This window comes from Streptomyces sp. NPDC052040, assembly GCF_044548405.1.
Lineage (GTDB): Bacteria > Actinomycetota > Actinomycetes > Streptomycetales > Streptomycetaceae > Streptomyces.
The window spans coordinates 1-22,343 of record NZ_JBIUBV010000004.1; the positions used below are offsets into that span (position 1 = coordinate 1).

General features: G+C 71.7%; 15 protein-coding genes and 1 rRNA gene. 7 read left to right on the forward strand and 9 right to left on the reverse strand.

Annotation, left to right across the window (positions count from 1 at the left end; all coding sequences use genetic code 11):
* Positions 1 to 173: ribosomal RNA gene (locus tag ACIHAA_RS10750) — 16S ribosomal RNA — on the reverse strand; the annotation flags it as partial.
* Positions 174 to 817: 644 nt separating this feature from the next.
* Between ACIHAA_RS10750 and ACIHAA_RS10755 the strand changes: the two genes are divergently transcribed.
* Both ACIHAA_RS10755 and ptsP read left to right on the forward strand, forming a co-directional pair.
* Positions 818 to 1,267, forward strand: a complete 450-nt coding sequence (locus ACIHAA_RS10755; RefSeq protein WP_399815477.1) for a PTS glucose transporter subunit IIA — start codon at positions 818 to 820, stop codon at positions 1,265 to 1,267.
* Between the two features lie 80 nt (positions 1,268 to 1,347).
* A complete protein-coding gene (gene ptsP, locus ACIHAA_RS10760) occupies positions 1,348 to 3,018 on the forward strand; it encodes a phosphoenolpyruvate--protein phosphotransferase (RefSeq protein WP_399815479.1) in 1,671 nt (556 codons plus the stop codon).
* Positions 3,019 to 3,113: 95 nt separating this feature from the next.
* Here ptsP and ACIHAA_RS10765 read toward each other — a convergent pair whose 3' ends face one another.
* Both ACIHAA_RS10765 and ACIHAA_RS10770 read right to left on the reverse strand, forming a co-directional pair.
* The gene (locus ACIHAA_RS10765) at positions 3,114 to 4,004 is read right to left on the reverse strand and encodes a hypothetical protein (RefSeq protein ID WP_399815480.1); all 891 of its coding nucleotides are present in this window, start codon (positions 4,002 to 4,004) and stop codon (positions 3,114 to 3,116) included.
* Positions 4,005 to 4,115: 111 nt separating this feature from the next.
* Positions 4,116 to 6,083: an acetoacetate--CoA ligase gene (locus ACIHAA_RS10770; protein ID WP_399815482.1), complete on the reverse strand. Its 1,968-nt coding sequence runs from the start codon at positions 6,081 to 6,083 to the stop codon at positions 4,116 to 4,118.
* A 213-nt stretch (positions 6,084 to 6,296) separates the two neighbouring features.
* Here ACIHAA_RS10770 and ACIHAA_RS10775 point away from each other — a divergent pair, with 213 nt between their 5' ends.
* On the forward strand, positions 6,297 to 8,666 hold the full coding sequence (locus ACIHAA_RS10775; protein ID WP_399815484.1) for a glycoside hydrolase family 31 protein: 2,370 nt from the start codon (positions 6,297 to 6,299) through the stop codon (positions 8,664 to 8,666).
* A gap of 177 nt (positions 8,667 to 8,843) precedes the next feature.
* Here the strand turns inward: ACIHAA_RS10775 and ACIHAA_RS10780 are convergent, their stop codons facing one another.
* On the reverse strand, positions 8,844 to 9,380 hold the full coding sequence (locus ACIHAA_RS10780; protein ID WP_399815485.1) for an NUDIX domain-containing protein: 537 nt from the start codon (positions 9,378 to 9,380) through the stop codon (positions 8,844 to 8,846).
* Between the two features lie 307 nt (positions 9,381 to 9,687).
* Between ACIHAA_RS10780 and ACIHAA_RS10785 the strand changes: the two genes are divergently transcribed.
* The 3 genes from ACIHAA_RS10785 (at position 9,688) to ACIHAA_RS10795 (ending at position 13,167) form a co-directional block, all read left to right on the forward strand.
* Positions 9,688 to 10,113 carry a Zn-ribbon domain-containing OB-fold protein gene (locus tag ACIHAA_RS10785; RefSeq protein WP_399816113.1) on the forward strand — a complete coding sequence of 142 codons (426 nt, stop codon included), beginning with the start codon at positions 9,688 to 9,690 and terminating at the stop codon, positions 10,111 to 10,113.
* A complete protein-coding gene (locus ACIHAA_RS10790) occupies positions 10,110 to 11,300 on the forward strand; it encodes a lipid-transfer protein (RefSeq protein ID WP_399815487.1) in 1,191 nt (396 codons plus the stop codon). Before ACIHAA_RS10785 ends, ACIHAA_RS10790 begins: the two co-directional genes overlap by 4 nt.
* A 214-nt stretch (positions 11,301 to 11,514) precedes the next feature.
* The gene (locus ACIHAA_RS10795) at positions 11,515 to 13,167 is read left to right on the forward strand and encodes a GGDEF domain-containing protein (protein ID WP_399815488.1); all 1,653 of its coding nucleotides are present in this window, start codon (positions 11,515 to 11,517) and stop codon (positions 13,165 to 13,167) included.
* 87 nt (positions 13,168 to 13,254) lie between these two features.
* Here ACIHAA_RS10795 and ACIHAA_RS10800 read toward each other — a convergent pair whose 3' ends face one another.
* The 5 genes from ACIHAA_RS10800 to ACIHAA_RS10820 all read right to left on the reverse strand — a co-directional run bounded on the left by ACIHAA_RS10800 (position 13,255) and on the right by ACIHAA_RS10820 (position 21,321).
* Complete coding sequence (locus ACIHAA_RS10800) at positions 13,255 to 13,860, reverse strand: GTP-binding protein (protein WP_399815489.1); 606 nt, start codon at positions 13,858 to 13,860, stop codon at positions 13,255 to 13,257.
* Complete coding sequence (locus ACIHAA_RS10805) at positions 13,841 to 17,458, reverse strand: hydantoinase B/oxoprolinase family protein (RefSeq protein WP_399815491.1); 3,618 nt, start codon at positions 17,456 to 17,458, stop codon at positions 13,841 to 13,843. Before ACIHAA_RS10805 ends, ACIHAA_RS10800 begins: the two co-directional genes overlap by 20 nt.
* Positions 17,459 to 17,692: 234 nt before the next feature.
* Positions 17,693 to 18,088, reverse strand: a complete 396-nt coding sequence (locus ACIHAA_RS10810; protein WP_399815492.1) for a DUF742 domain-containing protein — start codon at positions 18,086 to 18,088, stop codon at positions 17,693 to 17,695.
* Positions 18,089 to 18,097: 9 nt separating this feature from the next.
* Positions 18,098 to 18,538, reverse strand: a complete 441-nt coding sequence (locus ACIHAA_RS10815; protein ID WP_399815494.1) for a roadblock/LC7 domain-containing protein — start codon at positions 18,536 to 18,538, stop codon at positions 18,098 to 18,100.
* Positions 18,535 to 21,321 (reverse strand): nitrate- and nitrite sensing domain-containing protein, encoded by a 2,787-nt coding sequence (locus ACIHAA_RS10820; RefSeq protein WP_399815496.1) that lies wholly within the window; start codon positions 21,319 to 21,321, stop codon positions 18,535 to 18,537. Before ACIHAA_RS10820 ends, ACIHAA_RS10815 begins: the two co-directional genes overlap by 4 nt.
* A 421-nt stretch (positions 21,322 to 21,742) precedes the next feature.
* On the opposite strand from ACIHAA_RS10820, the gene ACIHAA_RS10825 reads away from it, so the two are divergent.
* Positions 21,743 to 22,219: a hypothetical protein gene (locus ACIHAA_RS10825; RefSeq protein ID WP_399815497.1), complete on the forward strand. Its 477-nt coding sequence runs from the start codon at positions 21,743 to 21,745 to the stop codon at positions 22,217 to 22,219.
* Positions 22,220 to 22,343: the final 124 nt, after the last annotated feature.

Here is a 22,343-nt window from a genome sequence, read left to right on the forward strand (position 1 = left end):
TTATCCGGTATTAGACCCCGTTTCCAGGGCTTGTCCCAGAGTGCAGGGCAGATTGCCCACGTGTTACTCACCCGTTCGCCACTAATCCACCCCGAAGGGCTTCATCGTTCGACTTGCATGTGTTAAGCACGCCGCCAGCGTTCGTCCTGAGCCAGGATCAAACTCTCCGTGAATGTTTACCGGTTATCCGGTGCAACACCACGAGAGCGGTGCGAGAGGAGGAATAATCCCCTCGCACACAGCGTCCTCGCTGTGTTTTTTCAAAGGAACCTCGACCATCAGTAGCCTGATGGACGGGGTATCAACATATCTGGCGTTGACTTTTGGCACGCTGTTGAGTTCTCAAGGAACGGACGCTTCCTTTGTACTCACCCGAGAGACTCTCTCAGGCTTTCCTCCGGGCGCTTCCCTTCGGTGTTTCCGACTCTATCAGACCTTTTCTCGATCCGATTTCCTCGGTGCTTTCCAGGTTCCCGCTTCCGCGTTTCCCTTTCCGGCTTTCCAAACTCTATCAGTGTTTTTCCGTCTCTCTGACCACTGTCTGCAGACATGCAGAAGTGATCCCGAGATAGGATCTGACAAGTTGGGTGCTGCCGGGCACAGGACGCTTGGTCAGCATCGCTCGCCCCAAGGCAGGAGTACGACTGTACACGCAGCCATGGTGGGGCGCAAATCGCCTGGGCCGTACTCCTGGGCCTGTCAACCCATATGTCTCATGCGGAACCGTCACTTCATATGACATACGCTGCTGCTCAGTGCGCCGTCCGGGACAGGCAGTGACGGCCCATTTGAATCTCCACCCCCCGGGAGGCTTCCCATGACCACCGTGACGTCCCCTCTTGCAGGACGTGCGATCGCACTGGCCGCAGTGCCCGACCCCGTCTTCTCCGGAGCGATGGTCGGGCCCGGTATGGCGATCGACCCCGTGCGCGAGCCCGTGGAGGCCGTCTCCCCTGTAGAAGGGGTCATCGTCTCGCTTCACCCTCACGCTTTTGTCGTAGTGGATGGAGAGGGCCATGGCGTCCTGACCCACCTGGGCATCGACACCGTGCAGCTCAACGGCGAGGGCTTCGAGCTGCTCGTCAACAAGGGCGACACCGTCACGCGCGGTCAGGGCATCGTGCGCTGGAACCCGGCTGCCGTGGAGCAGGCCGGTAAGTCGGCCGTGTGCCCCGTCGTGGCTCTCGAGGCCACGGCCGATGCCCTCTCCGGTCTCCGCGAGGACGGCGATGTGAAGTCGGGCGACCAGCTCTTCGCCTGGCAGTGACGCCGCTGCCGTAGCGCATGCGGCAGAACAGACAACCATCGCGGTGGCGGGGCTCGCCGCACGATTCGGAGACGGGTGAGATGGAGACAACGCTGCGAGGCGTCGGTGTGAGTCACGGTGTGGCGATCGGCGAGGTCCGGCACATGGGCACGGCGGTGCTGGAACCGCCGGCGAAGCAGATCCCGGCGGAGGAGGCCGAGCGCGAGCAGAACCGTGCGCACCAGGCCGTCGAGGCCGTGGCGGCCGATCTGACCGCTCGGGGCCATCTCGCGGGCGGTGAGGCGCAGGCCGTGCTGGAGGCCCAGGCCCTGATGGCCCAGGACCCGGAGCTGAGCGCGGATGTGGACCGCCGAATAGCCGTCGGCAGTACAGCGGAGCGCGCCGTGTACGACGCCTTCGCCGCCTATCGGGAGCTGCTGGCCGGTGCCGGGGAGTATCTCGCCGGACGCGTGGCCGACCTGGACGACGTGCGGAACCGCATCGTCGCCCGTCTTCTCGGCGTCCCCATGCCCGGTGTCCCGGACAGCGACGAGCCCTATGTCCTAGTGGCACGTGACCTCGCCCCCGCCGACACGGCTCTGCTGGACCCGGCTCTGGTGCTGGGCTTTGTCACCGAGGAGGGCGGGCCGACCAGCCACAGCGCGATCCTGGCCCGCGCACTGGGTGTCCCCGCCGTGGTGGCGCTCCCGGGTGCGGCTGAGCTGGCCGAGGGCACGATGATCGCCGTGGACGGCTCCACCGGTGAGATCTTCGTGAACCCGACCGAGGACCGGAAGGCTCGGCTCGAGGCGGACGCGGCGGAGCGCAGGGCAGCGCTCGCGGCGTCGAGTGGGCCGGGGGCCACGGCCGACGGGCACAAGGTGCCGCTGCTGGCGAATGTCGGCGGTCCCGCGGATGTGCCGGCCGCTGTCGCGGCCGGTGCCGAGGGTGTCGGTCTGTTCCGCACAGAGTTCCTCTTCCTGGACGACAGCAAGCAGGCTCCTTCCGAGGAGAAGCAGGTCGAGGCGTACCGGCAGGTGCTGGAGGCCTTTCCCGAGGGCCGTGTGGTCGTACGGGTGCTCGACGCGGGTGCGGACAAGCCGCTGGAGTTCCTGACCCCGGCCGACGAGCCGAACCCCGCGCTGGGTGTGCGGGGCCTGCGGACGCTGCTGGACCACCCGGAGGTGCTGCGCACGCAGCTGACCGCGCTGGCCAAGGCCGCCGAGGGGCTGCCGGTCTATCTCGAAGTCATGGCGCCGATGGTCGCCGACCGCACCGACGCCAAGGCGTTCTCGGACGCCTGCCGTGAGGCGGGGCTGCGGGCGAAGTTCGGCGCGATGGTGGAGATCCCGTCAGCCGCGCTGCGGGCACGGTCGATCCTCCAGGAGGTCGAGTTCCTGTCGCTCGGGACGAACGACCTCGCGCAGTACACCTTCGCCGCGGACCGCCAGGTGGGTGCGGTGTCGCGTCTCCAGGACCCGTGGCAGCCCGCGCTGCTCGACCTGGTGGCGCTGTCCGCGGAGGCCGCCAAGGCCGAGGGCAAGAGCTGCGGTGTGTGCGGCGAGGCCGCCTCGGACCCGCTGCTGGCGTGTGTGCTGACCGGCCTGGGTGTCACCTCTCTCTCCATGGGGGCGGCGTCGCTTCCGTATGTGCGGGCGACGCTGGCGAAGTACACGCTGGCGCAGTGCGAGCGTGCCGCGTCGGCCGCGCGTGCGGCGGACACCGCGGACGATGCGCGCAAGGCGGCTCAGGCGGTGCTGTCCGGCGAGTAGCCGGAACGGCGCCGTGGCGTCGGATTTTTTCTGCTCAGGGGCGCGCCACCGATAGGTGGGGCGCCCCTTCGCGTGCCGCTTAGGGCACGCCCCGGTCAGTGGGGGTGGTCCCGCATGGGTTCGTCGTCGAGGTCGGGTGGGGTGCTGTAGTCGACGCCGGATTCCGGGGAGACGAGGTCGCCGGTCTCGACATCGGTGCAGTAGGCGTCGAAGACCTCTCCGGCGGTGAGAGGCTCCAGTCGCTCACCGCGCAGGCGCCAGCCGTACACCCGGTCCGTGCTGTCGGGCGCGGTGGTGCGCATCACGAGTCCGCCGGCCGCACGGGTGGCGATGCCCAGGGCGAGGACGGTGGTGAATTCCAGGGCTTCCGCCTCGTCGATGCGGTGTGTGCCGTCGGGTTCCTCGTCCGCGTGGAGTACCGCGACCAGGGTTTCGGGGGGCACCGAGACGCTGCACACGAGATGGCGGTGGCCGGGGCCCGCGGTGTCGAGGACGCGGGTGAGGAGATGGGAGGCCCGGGCGCAGGCGGCGTGTCCGATGTCCTCGCCGCAGGAGGCGCAGGCGCCGAGGCCGGACAGCACGGTGGTCGCGTACTGCCAGGTGATCCGGCGGACGGCTTCGTCGACGAGGTCCGGGAGCAGCTCCTCCAGGGGCTGGCCCTCGTAGGGGATGACCGGCCCGGTGGCGGCCAGTTCGGCCGTGAAGCGGGTACGGCTGGACGGGGCGTCGGGTTCCAGGCCGCGGTCGGCGCAGAACGCGGCGTACTCCTGGGGGTCGAAGAGGGTGACGGTGGTGTGGGTGCCCTCGGCGGTGAGGGTCCTCAGCAGGGCCTCCATCTGTTCGAGGTAGGTCGTGTGGTCGTCGAAGGCGAAGCTGCGATAGCGCCGCATCGCGGTGAAGTCGTCCTGGTCGGTCAGCAGGCCGACGGTGCCGGCGATCTCGCGGCGCAGCATGCGCCGCATGGTCCGGTGCTCGGTGTGTGTCATGGCTCCCCCTGCATGCAGTCGATCGGTCATCACACACAGTAATCAGGGGCGCTGACAATGCCCGCCGGTCGCGGTGACCGGCGGGCTGGGGGCGGGGGGCGGCCGGAGGGGTCAGGCGCGTTTGCGGGCCAGGTCCTCGTAGAAGTGGAGCAGTTCGAGGTTGTCGATGGAGCCCGGGTTGACGGCCTTCTCCAGGGGGGTGCCCTGCATCAGGCGTTTGACGGGGACCTCGATCCGCTTGCCCGTGAGGGTGTGGGGGATGCCCGGGACCTCGATGACCTCGTCGGGGACGTGGCGCGGGGAGAGTTGTTCGCGGATGGTCTGCTTGATCCGCTTCAGGAGCGCCTCGTCCAGGACCGCTCCGGGGGCGAGATGCACGAAGAGGGGCATCCAGTAGCCGCCGTCGGCCTGTTCGATGCCGACGACCAGGGACTCCTTGATCTCCGGGAGGCGTTCGACGGCCTCGTAGATGTCGGCGGAGCCCATGCGTACGCCCTGGCGGTTCAGGGTGGAGTCCGAGCGGCCGTGGATGATCACGGAGCCGCGGGAGGTGAGGGTGATCCAGTCGCCGTGGCGCCACACCCCGGGGTACATGTCGAAGTAACTGTCGTGGTAGCGGCTGCCGTCGGGGTCGTTCCAGAAGTGGATCGGCATGGAGGGCATGGGGTTGGTGACGACCAGTTCGCCGACCTCGTCGACGACGGGGCGGCCGCTGGGGTCCCAGGCCTGGAGGTCGGTGCCGAGGCAGGGGGCCTGGAGTTCGCCGATGTACACCGGGAGGGTCGGGACGGCTCCGGCGAAGCAGGAGCACACATCGGTGCCGCCGCTGACGGAGGCGATCCAGAGGTCGTCGCCGACCTCGTCGTGCAGCCAGGCGAAACCGTCCGGCGGCAGCGGGGATCCGGTGGTGGCGACGCACTGCACCCGGCTGAGGTCGTAGTCGTGTGCCGGACGCACTCCGGCCTTGCGGCAGGCCATGACGTAGGCAGCGGAGGTTCCGAAGAGGGTGGCTCCGGTGCGCTCGGCCACGCGCCACTGGGCGCCGGTGTCGGGGTGTCCGGGGCTGCCGTCGTAGAGGACGATCGTGGTGCCCGTCAGGAGGCCGGAGACGAGGAAGTTCCACATCATCCAGCCGGTGGAGGTGTACCAGAAGAAGCGGTCCCCGGGGCCGAGGTCGCAGTGCAGGCCCAGCTGCTTGAGGTGCTCCACCAGGATGCCGCCCTGGGACTGGACGATGGCCTTGGGCAGGCCGGTGGTGCCGGAGGAGTACAGCACCCACAGGGGGTGGTCGAACGGGACCTGTTCGAAGACGGGCTCGATGTCGCCGGAGGTCAGGTCTGCCCAGTTCAGGGCGTTTTCGGGGGCTTCGGTGCCGAGCAGCGGGATGTGGACGACGGCGCGCAGGGTGGGCAGTTCGCGGCGCAGCTCGGCGACGGTCTCGCGGCGGTCGTGCTGCTTGCCGCCGTAGCGGTAGCCGTCGACCGTGAACAGGACGACGGGTTCGACCTGCTGGAAGCGGTCCAGCACACTGCGCGCGCCGAAGTCGGGGGCGCAGGAGGTCCACACCCCGCCGACGGCGGCGGTGGCGAGGAGGGCGACGACGGCCTCGGGGATGTTGGGGAGGTAGCCGCTGACGCGGTCGCCCGGGCGTACGCCGAGGGCGCGCAGTTCATGGGCGAGCGAGGCGACCTGGCGGCGCAGGTCGGCCCAGGTGACCGGGCGGGGTTCCTGGGATTCGTCGACCGCCAGGATGGCCGGTTCGTCGGCGCGGTCGGCCGCGGCGCGGAGGGCGTGTTCCGCGTAATTGAGGGTGGCGCCGGGGAACCATGCGGCGCCCGGCATGGACCGGCTGCCGAGCACCCGCGTCCAGGGGGTCGAGAAGCGTACGTCGAACCACTCGGTGACGGCTTCCCAGAAGGTGTCGAGCTGGTCCACCGACCAGCGGTGCAGGGCCGCGTAGCCGCCCTCGGCAGGGGCCTGGTGGTGCTCCGCCGCCCAGGCCTGGAACCTGGTGATCTGCGCCCGGGCGATGCGGTCGGCGTCGGGCTGCCAGAGCGGCAGTGGCTTCGCTGAGGTCATGGGTCGGCTCCCGGACTGGACGCGTGGTGTGCGTGAGTCGCGCACGTGCTGGGGTGTGCGCGGTACGCGGCTGACAGGGACGATGCCATGTGATCGACTTCTGCACCAGGGTGCGCCCCGCTTGGCCGGCGTCGTGAACCTGTTCCCCGGGCTCGGGTGAACGGTAGTTGAACGGCGCCTTGGGGCGGGGATGTCGATGACAGGGTGAGGAGCATGAACGGTCGTGACCTGGTGCGTTCGGTGAAGGCGGTCGGTTCGGGGGGTGCGGTGCAGGGTCTGCGCACCGTGCGGGCCGCGTGGCGCAGGAGGCGTGCCGACGCCGCCGGGTTGCCGCGGCGGGGTGCGGAGCGGGCGCGGGTGCCCGGTCCCGTGCAGGGTGCCCAGCCCGGTCCGGGGGGCGGGATCGTGCGGTTCGCGCGGACCGAGCTGCGGATCAGGGTGGCGGTGAACGGGGCGGTGTTCTGGGGCTGGGACGGGGCGGAGCCGGAGCCGTCGTACGCGCTGGCGGGCCGGTGTCCCGCGCCGGATCCGCGGGCCGTGCTGGAGCCGGACAAGGACGGCGGCTGGCGGGTGGTGGCGGAGCGCGTCACGGTCGCGGTGTCGCGGCACGGTGCGATCGAGGTGCGCACACCGGGTGGCGTGACCCTGCGGCGGGAGCTGCCGCCGCGCTGGTGGGAGCCCGTGGACGGGGGCGGGGGCCGCTGGACGCAGCGGTCCGAAGTGGCGTCGGACGCCCGGTTCTTCGGGCTGGGCGGACGGGCGGCGGGCCCTCGTCTGCGGGACGGGGCCTACCGGCTGTGGAACACGGATCCGGGCCGCCCCTTCGGGCCCGGGGACGATCCGCTGTACATCACGATGCCGGTGCAGATGGTGGTCGCCGACGCGGCCACTCATCTGGTGTTCCTCGACTCGTCGTGGGACGGCACGGTGATCCTGCGCGAGGGTGAGGAGGGTGCGGGCTCCGGGCACGACCGGCCGGGCAGCTGCGAGGTGCGGATGGAGGGCGGGCCGCTGCGCTGCTGGGTGGTGGTGGGCACTCCGGCGCGGGTGCTGCGCGTCTGGGCGTCGCTGACCGGGGCCGCGGCGGTGCCGCCCGCGTGGGCTCTGGGGCACCATCATGCGCGGTGGGGGTTCGGCAGCGCGCGGGAGGTGCGGCGGGTCGTCGCGGGCTATCGGGAGCATGGCCTTCCGCTCGATGCCGTCCATCTGGACATCGATCACTACGACGGCCACCGGGTGTTCACGGTCGACGGGGAGCGCTTCCCGGATCTGCCCTCGCTCGCCGCGGAGCTGGGCCGGGACGGCATCCGGCTGGTCTCGATCGTGGACCCGGCGGTCAAGGCCGAGCCGGGCGATGCCGTGTTCGACGCCGGGAGCGCCGAGGACGCGTTCGTTCGCGACGCCTCGGGCCGACCGGTGGAGGGGCTGGTGTGGCCCGGGGAGTCGGTGTATCCGGACTTCACGGACCCTCGGGTGCGGCAGTGGTGGGGCGGGCTGCTTCAGGAGCGTCTCGCGCAGGGTTTCGAGGGTCTGTGGTTCGACATGAACGAGCCGGTGTCCTTCACGGCCTTCGGGGAGAACACACTGCCCCGCTCGGCCCGGCATGCGCTGGAGGGCCGCGGGGGCGACCACCGGGAGGCGCACAACGTGTATGCGCTGTGCATGGCCCGGGCCGGGTACGAGGGGCTGCGGAGGCTGGCTCCCGGGAAGCGGCCGTTCCTGTTCTCCCGCTCGGGATGGGCGGGGATGCAGCGTTACGGGGGGACCTGGTCCGGTGATGTGGCCACGGGCTGGCCCGGGCTGCGCGCTTCGCTGTCCCTGGTGCTGGGCCTCGGACTGTGCGGAGTGCCGTACTCCGGGCCGGATGTGGGGGGCTTCGACGGCAGTCCGTCGCCCGAGCTGTATCTGCGCTGGTTCCAGCTCGCCTCGTATCTGCCGCTCTTCCGTACGCATGCGAGCCTGCGGGCCGGACGCCGGGAGCCCTGGGAGTTCGGTGACGAGGTCCTCGGCCATGCGCGTGCGGCGCTCGACGAGCGGCGCCGTCTGCTGCCGTACTTCGTGACGCTGGCGCATCTGGCGCGCCGTACGGGGGCGCCCTATGTACGGCCGCTGTGGTGGGGCTCTCCCGAGGACCGGGGGCTGCGGGACTGCGAGGACGCCTTTCTGCTCGGCGACGGTCTGCTGGTGGCGCCGGTGCTGGATCCCGGCGCCGGGCGGCGGACGGTCTCGCTGCCGCGGGGGCGGTGGTACGACACGGAGACCGAGGAGGTGTACCAGGGGCCCGGGCAGGTGGTGGTCGAGGTGTCCAGGGCGCGGATACCGGTGTTCGCGCGGGCGGGCGCCGTGCTGCCGGTGCGGGGTGCGGACGGCGGTCTGGAGCTGGAGGTCTGGGCGCCGGTGCGGGGGCGCGCCGGGGGCGGCCTGGTGGTGCGGGACGCGGGCGACGGCTGGGGAGAGCCGGAGATCGAGAGCTACACCGTGCGGTGGAAGGGCCGTCGGCTTGTGGTGAGGCGGGAGGGGGACGGGAGCCGGGGGGAGCCGGGGTGTCCGGTGCGGGTGCGGGGGGTTGAGGACGGGGGTTGAGGGGCTGGGTTTGAGGGGCTGGTGCTGAGGGGCGGGGCGGGCCCGGGGGCGATCGCGGGGGGGCGGTTCGCGCGGGGGTGCGGGCCTCGCGCGCGGTGGGCTGTGCGGGCCGGGGCGCGGGGCAGGGTGCGTGCGGGCGGGGCGCGGGCTGGGCGCCGATGTGGTCCCGGCCGTGCCTTACCCGTACTGGCCGTCGAACCATCCCTGTACCGCGCGGGTGTGCAGCGGAAAGGCGAGTTCGGCCGGTCGGCGCAGCAGGTGCCAGCCCTCCGTCTCGTCGGTGGCGGCGGACGGCGGCAGATCGGCGGCAGGGCGCTCGGGCAGGAGTCCGAAGAGCAGCAGATGGCCGTCGGGCGAGCTCATCGCGTCGATCAGCCGGACGTCGCGGGCCGCCGCGTCGATGCCGGTCTCCTCCCCGAGCTCGCGGACGACGGCGTGCCGCCAGTCCTCGCGGTGGTCGATGAAGCCCCCGGGCAGGGCGATGCCGCCCAGTGCGGGCGGAATGGTCCGGGTGATGACGACCAGGGCGGCGCCTTCGGCGTCGTGCACGGGCTGGAGCGCCACCGCGACCGGCAGCGGATTGCGGTAGACGACGGTGCCGCAGACGGCACAGGCTCGGGGCCAGCCGGTGAGGTCTGCTCCATAGGGCGCTCCGCACCCCGAGCAGTGGGAGCCCGGCACGGAGTCCCTGGAGGGGAACGGGGATTCGGACACGGGCGGACTGTATCCGATCGCGCGGAGGGCGTCTTCCCTTTGCGGTCTGTCCCGACGGCTGCCGGATTCCCGATGCCCGTGACACACTTCTGACGTTCCGTCAGGTCGGGGAAGGGTTCTCCGGCCCGCCGGGCCATTCGGCTCGGCAGGCCATTCGGCTCGGCAGGCCATTCGGCTCGTTGGGCAACTCGGACCGCCGGGCGACTCCGGCCGTCGGGGTCACTCGGCTCGTCGGGCCATCCGGCTCGGCGGCCGCTTGTCGTCGGATGTCTGACCGGGAGGTGCCGTGGCGCGTGAGTTCATCCCCGTGGTGGCCGGATGGTTCGCCGGGGAGGGGGACGGCTTCCATCTCCTCGGCACGCGCTGCTCCGCGTGCGGCTCGGTGCACTTCCCGCGCGAGGACACCTTCTGCCGGAACCCCGGTTGCGGCGGAGTGGATCTCACCGAAGCGTCACTGTCCACAACGGGGCGAATATGGTCGTACACGGACGCCCACTACCCGCCCCCGTCACCCTTTGTGACGAACCTGGAACTTCCGTGGGAGCCCTACGCGTTGGTCGCGGTGGAACTGGAAGCAGAGCGGATCGTGGTGCTCGGGCAGGCCGTTCCGGGGGTGACCGCCGCCGATCTGGCGGTGGGCATGGAGATGCGGATCGTCCCCGGCGTGCTGTACGAGGACGCGGAAGCGGTCTGGACGACCTGGCACTGGCGGCCGACGGGGGTGGCGGTATGACGGACGATGTGGCGGTGCTCGGTGCGGGAATGCACCCGTGGGGCAAGTGGGGGCGCAGCTTTGTCGCGTACGGAACGGCGGCGGCGCGTGCGGCACTTGACGACGCGGGCGTCGACTGGCGGAAGGTCGGCTCGATCGTGGGAGCGGCCACGGTGCGGGGCGGCTATCCGGGCCATGTGGCGGGGGCGACCTTCGCCAGAGCCCTGGGGTGGCAGGGGGCGAGAGCCACGACGGTGTACGCGGCCTGCGCATCGGGGGCTCAGGCGGTCCTGGCGGCGCGGGCGCAGATACTCGCGGGGCTGGTGGACGTGGTCCTGGTGGTGGGGGCGGACTCGACACCCAAGGGCTTTCTGCGTCCGGCGGGCGGGGAGCGGCCGGACGATCCCGACTGGCTGCGGTTCCGGGTGCTCGGGGCGACCAATCCGGCGTACTTCGGGCTGTACGCCCGTCGGCGGATGGCGGTCCACGGAGACACGGTGGAGGACTTCGCGCGGGTCAAGGTGAAGAACGCGGCGATGGGGGCGCTCAATCCGCACGCCCGGTACCGCAGACCGGTGACCGCGGACGAGGTCACCTCCTCCCCCGTCGTCGCCGATCCGCTGCGGCTGCTCGACATCTGCGCGACCTCGGACGGCGGGGCGGCACTCGTCCTGTCGAGCATGGAGTTCGCACGGCGGCACGGGGCGGCGGAGCCGGTGCGCATCAGAGCGGTGTCGACGGTGACACCACGGTTTCCCAACACGGTGCTGGATCTGCCGGACATCGCGACGGACTCGGCGGTGGCGGTGGATCCGCCGGAGGAGACCTTCCGCGCCTCGATCACGCGGAGCGCCTACGAGGAGGCGGGTGTCGGGCCCGAGGACCTCTCCCTCGCCGAGGTCTACGACCTCTCCACGGCCCTGGAGTTGCAGTGGTACGAGGATCTGGGGCTCTGCGCGGAGGGCGAGGGGGCGAAGCTGCTGCGCGAGGGCTCCACGGCGCTCGGCGGGCGTATACCCGTCAATGTCAGTGGTGGACTGGCGTCCTTCGGGGAGGCGGTCCCGGCGCAGGCGATTGCCCAGGTGTGCGAGCTGACGCGGCAGTTGCAGGGCCGTGCGGGAGAGCGGCAGGTGGCGGGGGCCCGGGTGGGGATCACGGCCAACCAGGGTCTGTTCGGGCATGGTTCGGCGGTGGTCGTCCTGCGGTGACGATCGGCCGTTGCTCCCGCGCCGGAGCGCACCCCGACCGGTAGGGCCGGAGAGTTCAGTGCACGGTCGGGTCGGCGGGTGGTGAGGGCGGCCGGTTCGCGTGCCTCCGCGGGCCGTTCACCATCGATCACACGCTCCGTGACGACCTGGGAATGCTGTGTGAACAGGTCATGAACTGGGCCTCGGGGCGCGGCGGTGGCGTCATCATGCTCCCGTGCCCTCCTGGATGGATACTCTCCGCTTCGCGTTCCAGCCGGTGGTCAATCTGACGACGGGAGGGGTCACCGCGCTGGAGATCCTCGCACGCCCGGAGACCGGCGACATCCTGGCCGAGGCCCGCCGCGACCCCGAACTCGACGGGAGACTGGCCGCGTCGGCCGTCGGGGCCGCGGCGCGGATGGACGCGCTGCTTCCGCTGCACGTCAATGTGTTCGCCGGAACCCTCGCCGATCTCGGGGGGCTCGCCGCGCTGGTGGACGCGGTGCGCGAGGCGGGGCGGCTGCCCTGGGAGGTGACGGTCGACGTCGGGCCGCCGTACACCCATGTGCCGCACCGGGCCCTGCTGGAGGCCGTCGCGGTGCTGCGCGGGGAGGGCTTCCGGATCTGCGCGGACGGGATCGGGGACGGTGACCTGCCGTTGCGGCTGCTGTCGGATCTGGCACCGGACCTGATGAAGCTCGACGTGTCGCTGGTGGCGCGTCCGGCTGCGGTGCGGGGGATGCGCACGCTGTGCGAGGAGTTGGGCGCCCTGTTGTCGGTGGAGGGGGTGGAGACGGAGCGGCAGTGCGCGGCGGTGACGGCGGCGGGAGCGCAGTGGGCGCAGGGCGACCTTTTCGCGCCTCCGTCCCGGCTGCCCACCGCGGACGTATACCTTCCGGGCCGGACCGCCGCGGTGCCGCCCGCACCGCGCACCGGGCCGTCGGTGCGCCAGTTCCTGCGGCCCGCCGCGCTGCTGCCCGCGACGGCCTCGGCCGGGCAGGTGCGGGCGCTGCTCACCGGCTCCCCCGAGGTGTCCGGTGTGCTGCTGGTGGATCCGGACGGGGTACCGGTCCGTTCGGTGCACCGCTCGCGTTTTCTGCTGTCGATGTCGGGACCGTACGGGCATGCGCTGTACGCCGACCGGCCCGCGGCGAAGCTCGGCGACCCGCCGCGGACGGTCGGGGTCGGCGCCACGGCGTGGGAGGTGCTCGATGTGGTGGCGGACGGCGAACGGGACCGGACCTCGGACGATGTCGCGGTGGTCGACCACGATGGGCGGTGTGTGGGTGTGGTCCGGCTCGCGGACCTGGTACGGGCGCTGGCCGAGACACGGGTGGAGGAGGCGGCCGGGCTCAACCCGCTGACGCGGCTGCCCGGTTCGGACGCGATCACCGGGGAGGTGGACCGGTGGATCGCGGAAGGGCGGATGTTCGCGCTGAGCTGGCTCGATGTGGACCACTTCAAGCAGGTGAACGACGGGGCGGGGTTCGCCGCCGGGGACGATCTGATCCGCGCGGTGGGCCGGGCGCTCCAGGGCGCGGAGTCGGGGAGCACCCGGGTGGGGCACATCGGCGGGGACGACTTCCTGGTGCTCGCCGATCCGGAGGGGCTCGATCCGCTGGCCGCCTCGGTGCTGGACGCGTCGTGGTCGGCCGGAGGGCGGGCGGTCACCCTCTCGCTGGCCACGGTGGTCTGCCCGCCCGGCAGTGTGACCGACCACCGGGAGGCCGCCGCCTGTCTCGCCCCGCTGAAGCGGGCCGCCAAGGCGCTGAGCGGGGCCAGTTGGGTGCTGGGGCGGCCCGGTCTCCCGGGGCACGAGGTACGCCGTGGCACGGCGGCGGACCAGCCCCAGGCCCAGGCTCAGGCGGGCGAACCGGCCTGGGGCTGACACGCCCGTTCGCAGACGGGAGCACCTCGTGCGCACCGGCGCTCCCCCGTCTGATCGAGTACGTGGCACGGGCGGCCCTGCGGGAGGTCAGGTGGTGACGCTCGCGCGGTGGTCGGCCGTGGACTCCATGGTGTGCCGGACGAGCCCGACGAGGACGTCCTTCACCGACTCCCGGTCGCGCGCGTCGCAGAGGATCACGGGTACGCCGCCGTCGAGGTCGAGGGCGCGCCGTACGTCGTCGGCCGGGTAGGCGGCCGCGCCCTCGAAGCAGTTGACGCCCACGACGAAGGGGATGGAGCGGCGCTCGAAGTAGTCCACGGCGGCGAAGCAGTCCTCCAGACGGCGGGTGTCGGCCAGGACGACCGCGCCCAGGGCGCCGGTGGCCAACTCGTCCCACAGGAACCAGAAGCGGTCCTGGCCCGGTGTGCCGAAGAGATACAGGGCCAGGTCCTCGCGGAGGGTGATCCGGCCGAAGTCCATCGCCACGGTGGTGGTGTGCTTGCCCTCCACACCGCTGGTGTCGTCGACGGGGCGCCCGGCCTCGGTGAGGGTCTCCTCGGTGCGCAGCGGCCTGATCTCGCTGACCGCGCCGACGAGAGTCGTCTTGCCCACGCCGAATCCGCCGGCCACGAGGATCTTGAGCGTGACGGGCTCCACCGGCGGCCTGCCGCGCTCACTGCGCCCGACGATCATCGTTCTCTTCTCCTGCTTGCTGGGGGTCGGTCGGCGGGGGTCCATAGCCTCCGCCACCGGGGGTTTCGACGACCAGTACGTCGCCCGGGCCGACGTCCGCCGAGTCGCTGCCCCGAAGGTGCAGCACGCTTCCGTCCGCGCGCTCCACCCGGTTGGCGCCGAGCGCGCCCGGGCTGCCGCCCGCCATGCCGTAGGGCGGGACCCTGCGGTGCTGGGACAGTGTGGAAACGGTCATGGGCTCCCGGAATCGGATCCGGCGGACCGCTCCGTCCCCGCCGTGCCAGCGGCCGGTGCCGCCACTGCCGTACCGTACCGCGAACTCGTCGAGCAGGACGGGCAGTCGCCATTCCAGGACCTCGGGGTCGGTCAGGCGCGAGTTGGTCATATGGGTCTGTACGACGGATGTGCCGGGAAAGCCGTCGCCCGCGCCCGAGCCGGAGGCCACCGTCTCGTAGTACTGGTACCGGTCGTTGCCGAAGGTGACGTTGTTCATGGTGCCGGAGCCCTCGGCCTGTACTCCCAGTGCGGCGTAGAGGGCGCCGACGAGGGACTGGGAGGTCTCGACATTGCCGGCGACGACGGCGGCCGGGGGCTCGGGCGCGAGCATCGAGCCGGGCGGGACGACGATGTGGAGGGGGCGCAGGCAGCCGTCATTGAGCGGGATGTCGTCGGTGACGAGGGTGCGGAAGACATACAGGACAGCGGCGTTGACGACGGCGGAGGGTGCGTTGAAGTTGGTGGTCAGCTGCGGGGAGGTACCGGTGAAGTCGACGGTGGCGGAGCGGCTGTCGCGGTGGACCCGCACCCGGACGCGGATGACCGCGCCGGAGTCCGCCTCATAGGCGCACTCGCCGTCGTCCAGGGCGTCGATGACGCGGCGGACGGATTCCTCGGCGTTGTCCTGGACGTGCTTCATATAGGCCTGGACCACGTCGAGGCCGAAGTCCTCGATCATGCGGCCGACCTCGTCGGCGCCTTTGCGGTTGGCGGCGATCTGGGCGCGCAGGTCGGCGAGATTGGTCGTCGGATTGCGTGACGGGTGGGGTGCCCCGGTCAGGAGCCGGAGTGTCTCCTCCTCGCGGAAGCGGCCCCGCTCGGCGAGCAGCCAGTTGTCGAAGAGGACGCCCTCCTCCTCGATGGTGCGGCTGCGGGCGGGCATGGAGCCGGGGGCGATGCCGCCGATCTCCGCGTGGTGGCCGCGGGAGGCGACATGGAAGAGGATCCGCTCACCCTGTGTGTCGAAGACCGGGGTGACAACGGTGACATCAGGCAGATGGGTGCCGCCGTGGTACGGGTCGTTGACGGCGTAGGTGTCGCCGGGCCGCATCGCGTCCCCGCGCCGGTGGATGACCTCTTTGACGCTGGTGCCCATGGAGCCGAGGTGGACGGGGATGTGGTGGGCGTTGGCCACCAGGTTTCCCTCAGGGTCGAAGAGGGCGCAGGAGAAGTCGAGGCGTTCCTTGATGTTGACGGACTGGGCCGTGGACTCCAGCCGGGCGCCCATCTGTTCGGCGATGGACATGAACAGGTTGTTGAACAGCTCCAGCCGGACGGGATCGATTTCTGTGTCGGGTCGGGAACTCTCTGTAATCACGGGCCGTTCCATGACCAGATGCCCGTCGTCGGTCGCCGCGGCCCGCCAGCCGTCGTCCACGACGGTCGTGGCGCTGGGCTCCGTGATGATCGCGGGTCCGGTGACGGTGTCGCCGGGAGGCAGATGCTCCCGGCGGTGGAGGGGTACGTCGCGCCAGGCGCCGCCGGTGTGGAGGCGGACGGTCTCGGGTGCGGCGGAGCGGCCTTCGTACGGGGCGAGGGACGACAGATCGGGGGGTTGAGTGATGCCGGTGGCTTCCACGGAGAGGGCTTCTACGACGACCGGGCGGTCGAGGGCGAAGGAGTACAGGGCGCGATGACGTTCTTCGAAGACACGCAGCATCTCGTCGGGCTCGGTCACCTCGGTGGTGAGGGTGGTGTCCGTGCCGTCGTAGCGCAGTTGGGCCCGGCGGACGACGCGGATACGGCTCTCCGGGACGCCCTCGGCGAGGAGCTCGCCGCGGGCCGCGGCCTCCAGTGCGTCGGCGGTCTCGTGGACGCGGGGCATCGAGGCGGGTTCAAGGGGCGCTTCGACGGACTGTTCGCGCATGGCCGTGGTGTCGGCGAGCCCGATGCCGAGCGCGGAGAGGACCCCGGCCATGGGCGGTACGAGGACGGTGCGGATGCCCAGCGAGTCCGCGGCCCGGCAGGCGTGCTGACCGCCCGCCCCGCCGAAGGTGGTGAGCGCGTAGCGGGTGACGTCGTGGCCTTTCCGGACCGAGATCCGCTTGACGGCGTTGGCGATGTTGGCGACCGCGATCTCCAGGTAGCCCTCGGCGACCTGCTCGGGGGTGCGTTCGTCCCCGGTGCGTTCGCGGATCCGCTCGGCGAGGGCGGTGAACCGGTCGCGGACCACGGCGTCGTCCAGCGGCTGGTCGCCTCCGGGGCCGAACACGGCGGGGAAGTGGGTGGACTGGATACGGCCGAGCATGACGTTGGCGTCGGTGACGGTGAGCGGGCCGCCGCCCCGGTAGCAGGCGGGCCCCGGGTTCGCGCCCGCCGAGTCCGGCCCTACGCGGTAGCGGGAGCCGTCGAAGTGGAGGACCGAGCCGCCGCCCGCCGCGACCGAGTGGATGTCGAGCATCGGTGCACGCAGCCGGACGCCGCCGATCCGGGTGGTGAAGACGCGCTCGTACTCACCGGTGTAGTGGGAGACATCGGTGGAGGTGCCGCCCATGTCGAAGCCGATGACGCGGTCGAAACCGGCCAGCTGCGACATCCGGGCCATGCCGACGATGCCGCCGGCCGGCCCGGAGAGGACGGCGTCCTTGCCGCGGAACTGCCGGGCCTCGGCGAGTCCCCCGTTGGACTGCATGAACATCAGCCGTACGCCTTCGAGTTCCTCGGCGATGTGCCGGACATAGCGGCGCAGGACGGGCGAGAGGTAGGCGTCGACGACGGCCGTGTCGCCGCGCGGGACCAGCTTCATCAGGGGGCTGACCTCGCTGGAGAGCGAGATCTGCGGAAAGCCGGTCCGGGCGGCCAGCTCGCCGACGGCCCGTTCGTGGGCGGTGTGCAGATGGCTGTGCATACAGACGACGGCAACGGCGCGGATCCCGTCGTCGTAGGCGTCCTGGAGCGCTCCGGCAAGGGTGTCCAGGTCGGGGGCGCGCAGGACGGTGCCGTCGGCGGCGATGCGTTCGTCGACCTCGACGACCCGTTCGTACAGCAGCTCCGGGAGCTCGATCGCCCGGGCGAAGATGTGCGGACGGTTCTGGTAGGCGATGCGCAGGGCGTCACGGAAGCCGCGGGTGATGACGAGGAGAGTGCGTTCGCCCTTGCGTTCGAGGAGGGCGTTGGTGGCGACGGTGGTGCCCATCCGGACGGTGTCGATGGGCTCGTCGCCGCCGAGGAGTGCGCGTACTCCCGCCACGGCGGCGTCGGCGTAGTGGCGGGGGTTGTCGGAGAGCAGTTTGTGGGTGAGCAGGCGGCCGTCCGGGCTGCGCGCGACGATGTCGGTGAAGGTGCCGCCGCGGTCGACCCAGAACTGCCAGCCCGTGGTCACGTCCGTCTCTCCGATCGCGCTGTTCGGAACCGTGTCCGCGGACGGATGACCGGCCGGGTGCGGCTGGGGGTCGACGATCGGTCAGATCCTAGCGGGCGGTGGCTGCCGGTCCCGGTCCCCGCGCGGGAGGCCGTGTCGGCGGCCGCCGGTGCTCCCGGGCCCGGCCGCGCCCGGCCGCCGCTCCTCGTCCCCGGGGGTTCGCGCGCGGGCCGTATGGGCGCGGGCCCCCCGGCGTCAGAGGGCGCGCAGGCCGCTGATCACATCCCGCAGGATGCTCTCGTCCACCAGCTCCGCGGGGGGCACGGGACGCGACACGTGGACGAGGTGCCCGTCCACCAGGTCGCCAACGAGTACGCGGACGACACCGACGGGCAGATCGAGTTCGGCGGCGAGTTCGGCGACGGACTGGGGGGTGTCACGGCAGAGCCGGACGATGTCCACATGTTCCGGAGAGAGCGACGGGTCCGCCTCCGGGGCCTCCGCGCGCGACTCGGTGACGACCACCGCGATGAGGTCGAGCCGGTGCTGGGCGCCGTGGCTGGTGCGGCCGCGCGTCATGGCGTACGGACGGACCACCGGCCCGGCCTCGTCGTCGAACCAGTGGCTTCTTCCCCGCCCGTCTCCGCTCATACCGTCTCACTACCCGCCCGAAGGCAGATCGGTGCGCGGAGCGGCGGCGAGATGTGCGCCGACGCGCTTCACCAGGAGGGTCATCTCGTAGGCCACCTGTCCCACGTCGGATTCCGCGTCGGACAGTACGGCGAGGCAGCTGCCGTCTCCGGCGGCCGTGACGAAGAGGAACGCCTCTTCGAGCTCGACGATGGTCTGCCGGACGCCCCCGGCGTCGAAGTGGCGGCCGACCCCCTTGGCGAGGCTGTGGAAGCCGGAGGCCACGGCGGCGAGATGCTCGCCGTCCTCCCGGCTCAGGTCCTTGGAGACGCCTGTCGGCAGGCCGTCGCCGGAGAGCACGAGCGCCTTGCGGATGCTGGCGACGCGCTCGACCAGGTCGTCGAGGAGCCAGTTCAGCTCCCCGGACGCCGTGTTCGTCGCGGTGGGCCCTGCGGCCTTCGGTGCGGTCATCGACCGTCTCCCTTTGTTGTTCGTGGTGCTGAGCCGTTCGGGGCCTCGTCGCCCGTGGCGTCCTCCTCGCGGCCGCGCTGCCATCCCCGTTGGAGGGAGGCGAAGCGGCTGCGGACCTCGTCGGCGTCGCGTTCGCCCGGAGTCGGCCGGTCCGCGGTGCGGGACCGGTCGCCTTCGGTGCGCCGATGGGGGTCTTCCTTCAACTGCGGTGCCAGGCTGGCCTGGCGGACCCGGCGGGGCAGTGCTCCCGCAGCGGATTCCGCCGGCCCGTCCTCCGGGGGGCGCTGCGGGGCGCTGGCCTCGGGGCCTGCCGGGGGCAGGGGACGGCGCCGCTGCGGCAGGGCGGGGGCCGTGGCGCGGTCGCCGTGGAGACGCGGGGTGACTCCGGTGGGTTCCGCCGGGCGGCCCGGGGGCCTTCTGGCCTGCTGGAGATCCGTGACCCGCCGTTCGGGCGGCTCGGCTTCCGCGTCGGGCCGTCCGCGCCGCGGGCCGGTCACCGGGCGGCCGTGGGAGCTGACGAGCTTGGGGGTGCGGCGGCGCGGCAGCGGTACCGGGGCGTCCGGGTGGTCGCTGTCGGCGGGTCCGGAGGGTTCACCGCGGGAGTCGCGTGCGGACGGGTGCGGTGTTGCCGGGGCGTCGGCGAGCGAGCGCCGGGGGCGGAAGAGTCCGCCGCGTTCGCTGTCCTCGTCGCCGAGGGCGCCGGGGAAGTCGTCGACGGTGTCCAGGTCGACGGGGGCTTCGAGTTCCACCGGACCGTCCAGGACCGAGGCCGCGATGCCGGGGAGCTTGGCGGGCAGGGGGGCGAGACCGGGTGTGCGGTCCCCGGCTCCCGTCTCCGTCCTGCCGGACAGGGGGCGGTCCAGACGGAAGCCGACGCCGTTGGTGTCCGGTGCGTCGTCGGTCAGCAGCACATCGGGGATGAGGACGACGGCCGTGGTCCCGCCGTAGGGGGAGGGCTGGAGGGAGACGCGGACGTTCTGGCGGCGGGCGAGTCTGCTGACCACGAACAGGCCGAGCCGGTCGGTGTCGGACAGCTGGAACTCGGGTGTTTCGGCGAGCCGGAGGTTGGCGTCCAGGAGCGCTTCGGCGGACATGCCGAGGCCGCGGTCGTGGATCTCCAGGGTGAAGCCGTTGGCGACGCGTTCACCGATGACCTGCACGGCGGTGTGCGGCGGCGAGAACACCGTGGCGTTCTCCAGGAGTTCGGCGACCAGGTGGGTGACGTCGGCGACCGCGGGGCCGGTGACCGCGACCCGGGGCAGCCGTCGTACCTCGATCCGCTCGTAGTCCTCGACCTCGGCCACGGCGGCGCGCACCACGTCCATCAGCTGGACCGGTTTGCGCCACTGCCGGGAGGGGGCGGCGCCGGAGAGGATCACCAGCCCCTCGGCGTGGCGGCGCATGCGGGTGGTGAGGTGGTCGAGCCGGAAGAGGTCGGCGAGTTCCTCGGTGTCCTCGGTCCTGCGCTCCATGGTGTCGAGGAGGGTGAGCTGCTTGTGCAGCAGGACCTGGCTGCGGCGGGCGAGGTTGACGAAGACCTCGGCGACACCGGCGCGCAGTTCGGCCTGTTTGACGGCGGCCTCGACGGCGGCGCGCTGGAGGGTGTTGAGGGCTTGGCCGACCTCGCCGATCTCGTTCTGGTCGTATTCCAGGCGTGGTACCTCGGTCTCGACGTCGACCTGTTCGCCCGCCGAGAGACGGCGCATCACGCCGGGCAGCCGTACTCCTGACGCCTCATGGGCGTCCAGGCGAAGCCGCCGCAGGTCGCGATGGAGACCGCGGCCGATGCGTACGGACATGACGAGGGAGACCAGCAGGGCGGCGAGGCCGAGGACGCCCGCGACGGCCGCTTTGACGATGACGTCGACGGCCAGGGGTCGGACGCGGTCCTGGTAGCGGTCGCCGGCCCGGTTGCTCATGGCGTCGAGCCGGTGCAGGACCGGCCCCGCGGCCTGGTCCCAGCTCTGCGCGGTCACGCCGTGCGGGGTGCCGGGGGCGGCGTCGGTGACGGCCTGCTCGGCCATGCGCAGGGGCGCGGTGTCGGGGTTGCTCCAGTAGTGCCTGAAGCGGTCGCTCTCCGGGCCCGGCAGCAGGGGCAGGCTGATGTCGTACAGCACGGTGCGCTGTGCGACGAGGCCGGAGACTTCGCGGATGTCATCGCGGGTGATCCGTCCGTCGACGAGCGCGGAGCCGAGGAGGGCGTCCTCCCGGGAGAGCAGTTCGCGGGCGCGGAAGACACCGGCGAGCGCGCGGCCCTGCTTCTCGATGGTGACGTTGTCGAGGACCTGGAGGTTGGTCAGCAGGGTGAAACAGGGGTCGATCAGGCGGTTGTAGAGGTCCAGGGCCTGGCTGCGTCCGACGGTGCCGTCCTCCACGCTGCGGCGCAGCGAGGGTATGCCGTCCAGGGCGTCCAGGATGGCGGTGAGCCGCTCGGTGGTGCCGGGCCCCATGTCGTCGTGCAGGTCGCCGTCCCTGCTGTTGCGGCGGAGCGTCGCCACCACCCGGTCGGTGGCGGAGCGGCTGCGGCGCAGTGCGGCGAGGGAGTCGGAGGCGCGCGGGTCCGCGAGATAGACGAGGGTCTGGCGGCGTTCCGCCTGGAGGAGACGGACCGTGTCCTCGGTCGGGTAGCCGACCTTCTCGACGATGTGGGAGGCGTGGAACACGGACTGGGCGGCACGGCCGGTGAGCACGGTCGCGAAGGCCCAGATGGCGGTCAGCGACAGGAGCGGCACGAGAAGGAGCGCCACGATCTTCCGGCGGATGGACTTCCCGCGAAAGCGCATGGCCTCCCCCAGCTCGACCCCCTGCGGCCGGGGGCACACGTGTGCGTCAACAAACGGCGTGAGCCTACTACCGACACACTGGTATCTCGAAGGGCCGACCGGGCACACCTTGTCATGGACAGCGAACAGGACATCGGGAGTTGTCCCGCCATTACGGGAATTCGCGGCCCGCAACAGGCGTCCGGGGCGGAGAGCGCGCGGCCGGACGTCCGGGGCGGTTGGCCGGAATTTTTCGTTCGCCGGGAATCTTCGGAGCGTGTGGATCGTCCTTGTCCATGGGGAATCGGGGGCGAATGGGACCCGAGGCGCCGCAGGCCGCGCTCAGGCGGCGTAACACAGCGCAAGCCGGGCAGCCACTGAGAAGCCGGGGCCGGACGGCGCCGGGGCCAGGGGGCTGCGGGCGGTGGGGAGTGACGGGTTGATGGGCACGACGGACGCAAGAGATCCCCGCGCGGTCGAACGGGGCGCCGGGACCCACGCGGGGCGGTACGAGGCGCCGTACCACCGGCCGTTGTGGGTGGAGGAGCCCGCGCGCAGGCGGCGGCTTCCGGATCCGGTGCGTAAGGCGGCGGTGCGGGCGGTCCTCATCGTCGCGGTGACCCTCATTCAGGCCGTCGTCGCCTTCCTGTGCACGATGGCCGGCTCGTGGCTGGCGTTCCCGATGGTCCTGGCGAGCGTTGCCGGGACCGTGGCGGCGACCTGGGGCGTGCTGGACGTCTGGGTGACACGCCAGGTCTGGTACCAGCGGCACGGGGTGATCTCGGCTCCCAGCAGCACGGCCCGCGCCGCGCGACGCGAGGTGCGCAGGGAGCGGCGGCACGCCCGGTCTGCGGAGCGCGCCCGGCGCCGGATATCCGGGCAGGGCGGCGCCGGCACCGGGCGGCTGTCCCATCCATAGCCGGGGCACGACGGTGCACCCGTTGCTTTGGTGAACGGCAAGTCGGCAGGCGCCACTTGGCGTGCCTCGGGACCGCCCCGGGCTCCGCTCGGCCCGGGGCCGCGGGGTAGGCGACTGCGGGGAG

Coding starts and splice junctions, on each gene's coding strand:
- ACIHAA_RS10820 (WP_399815496.1), bottom strand. CDS start 21,321: ATGCGCTTTCGCGGGAAGTCCATCCGCCGGAAGATCGTGGCGCTCCTT.
- ACIHAA_RS10790 (WP_399815487.1), top strand. CDS start 10,110: ATGACGGACGATGTGGCGGTGCTCGGTGCGGGAATGCACCCGTGGGGC.
- ACIHAA_RS10765 (WP_399815480.1), bottom strand. CDS start 4,004: ATGACACACACCGAGCACCGGACCATGCGGCGCATGCTGCGCCGCGAG.
- ACIHAA_RS10825 (WP_399815497.1), top strand. CDS start 21,743: ATGGGCACGACGGACGCAAGAGATCCCCGCGCGGTCGAACGGGGCGCC.
- ACIHAA_RS10775 (WP_399815484.1), top strand. CDS start 6,297: ATGAACGGTCGTGACCTGGTGCGTTCGGTGAAGGCGGTCGGTTCGGGG.
- ptsP (WP_399815479.1), top strand. CDS start 1,348: ATGGAGACAACGCTGCGAGGCGTCGGTGTGAGTCACGGTGTGGCGATC.
- ACIHAA_RS10755 (WP_399815477.1), top strand. CDS start 818: ATGACCACCGTGACGTCCCCTCTTGCAGGACGTGCGATCGCACTGGCC.
- ACIHAA_RS10810 (WP_399815492.1), bottom strand. CDS start 18,088: ATGAGCGGAGACGGGCGGGGAAGAAGCCACTGGTTCGACGACGAGGCC.
- ACIHAA_RS10800 (WP_399815489.1), bottom strand. CDS start 13,860: ATGATCGTCGGGCGCAGTGAGCGCGGCAGGCCGCCGGTGGAGCCCGTC.
- ACIHAA_RS10770 (WP_399815482.1), bottom strand. CDS start 6,083: ATGACCTCAGCGAAGCCACTGCCGCTCTGGCAGCCCGACGCCGACCGC.
- ACIHAA_RS10815 (WP_399815494.1), bottom strand. CDS start 18,538: ATGACCGCACCGAAGGCCGCAGGGCCCACCGCGACGAACACGGCGTCC.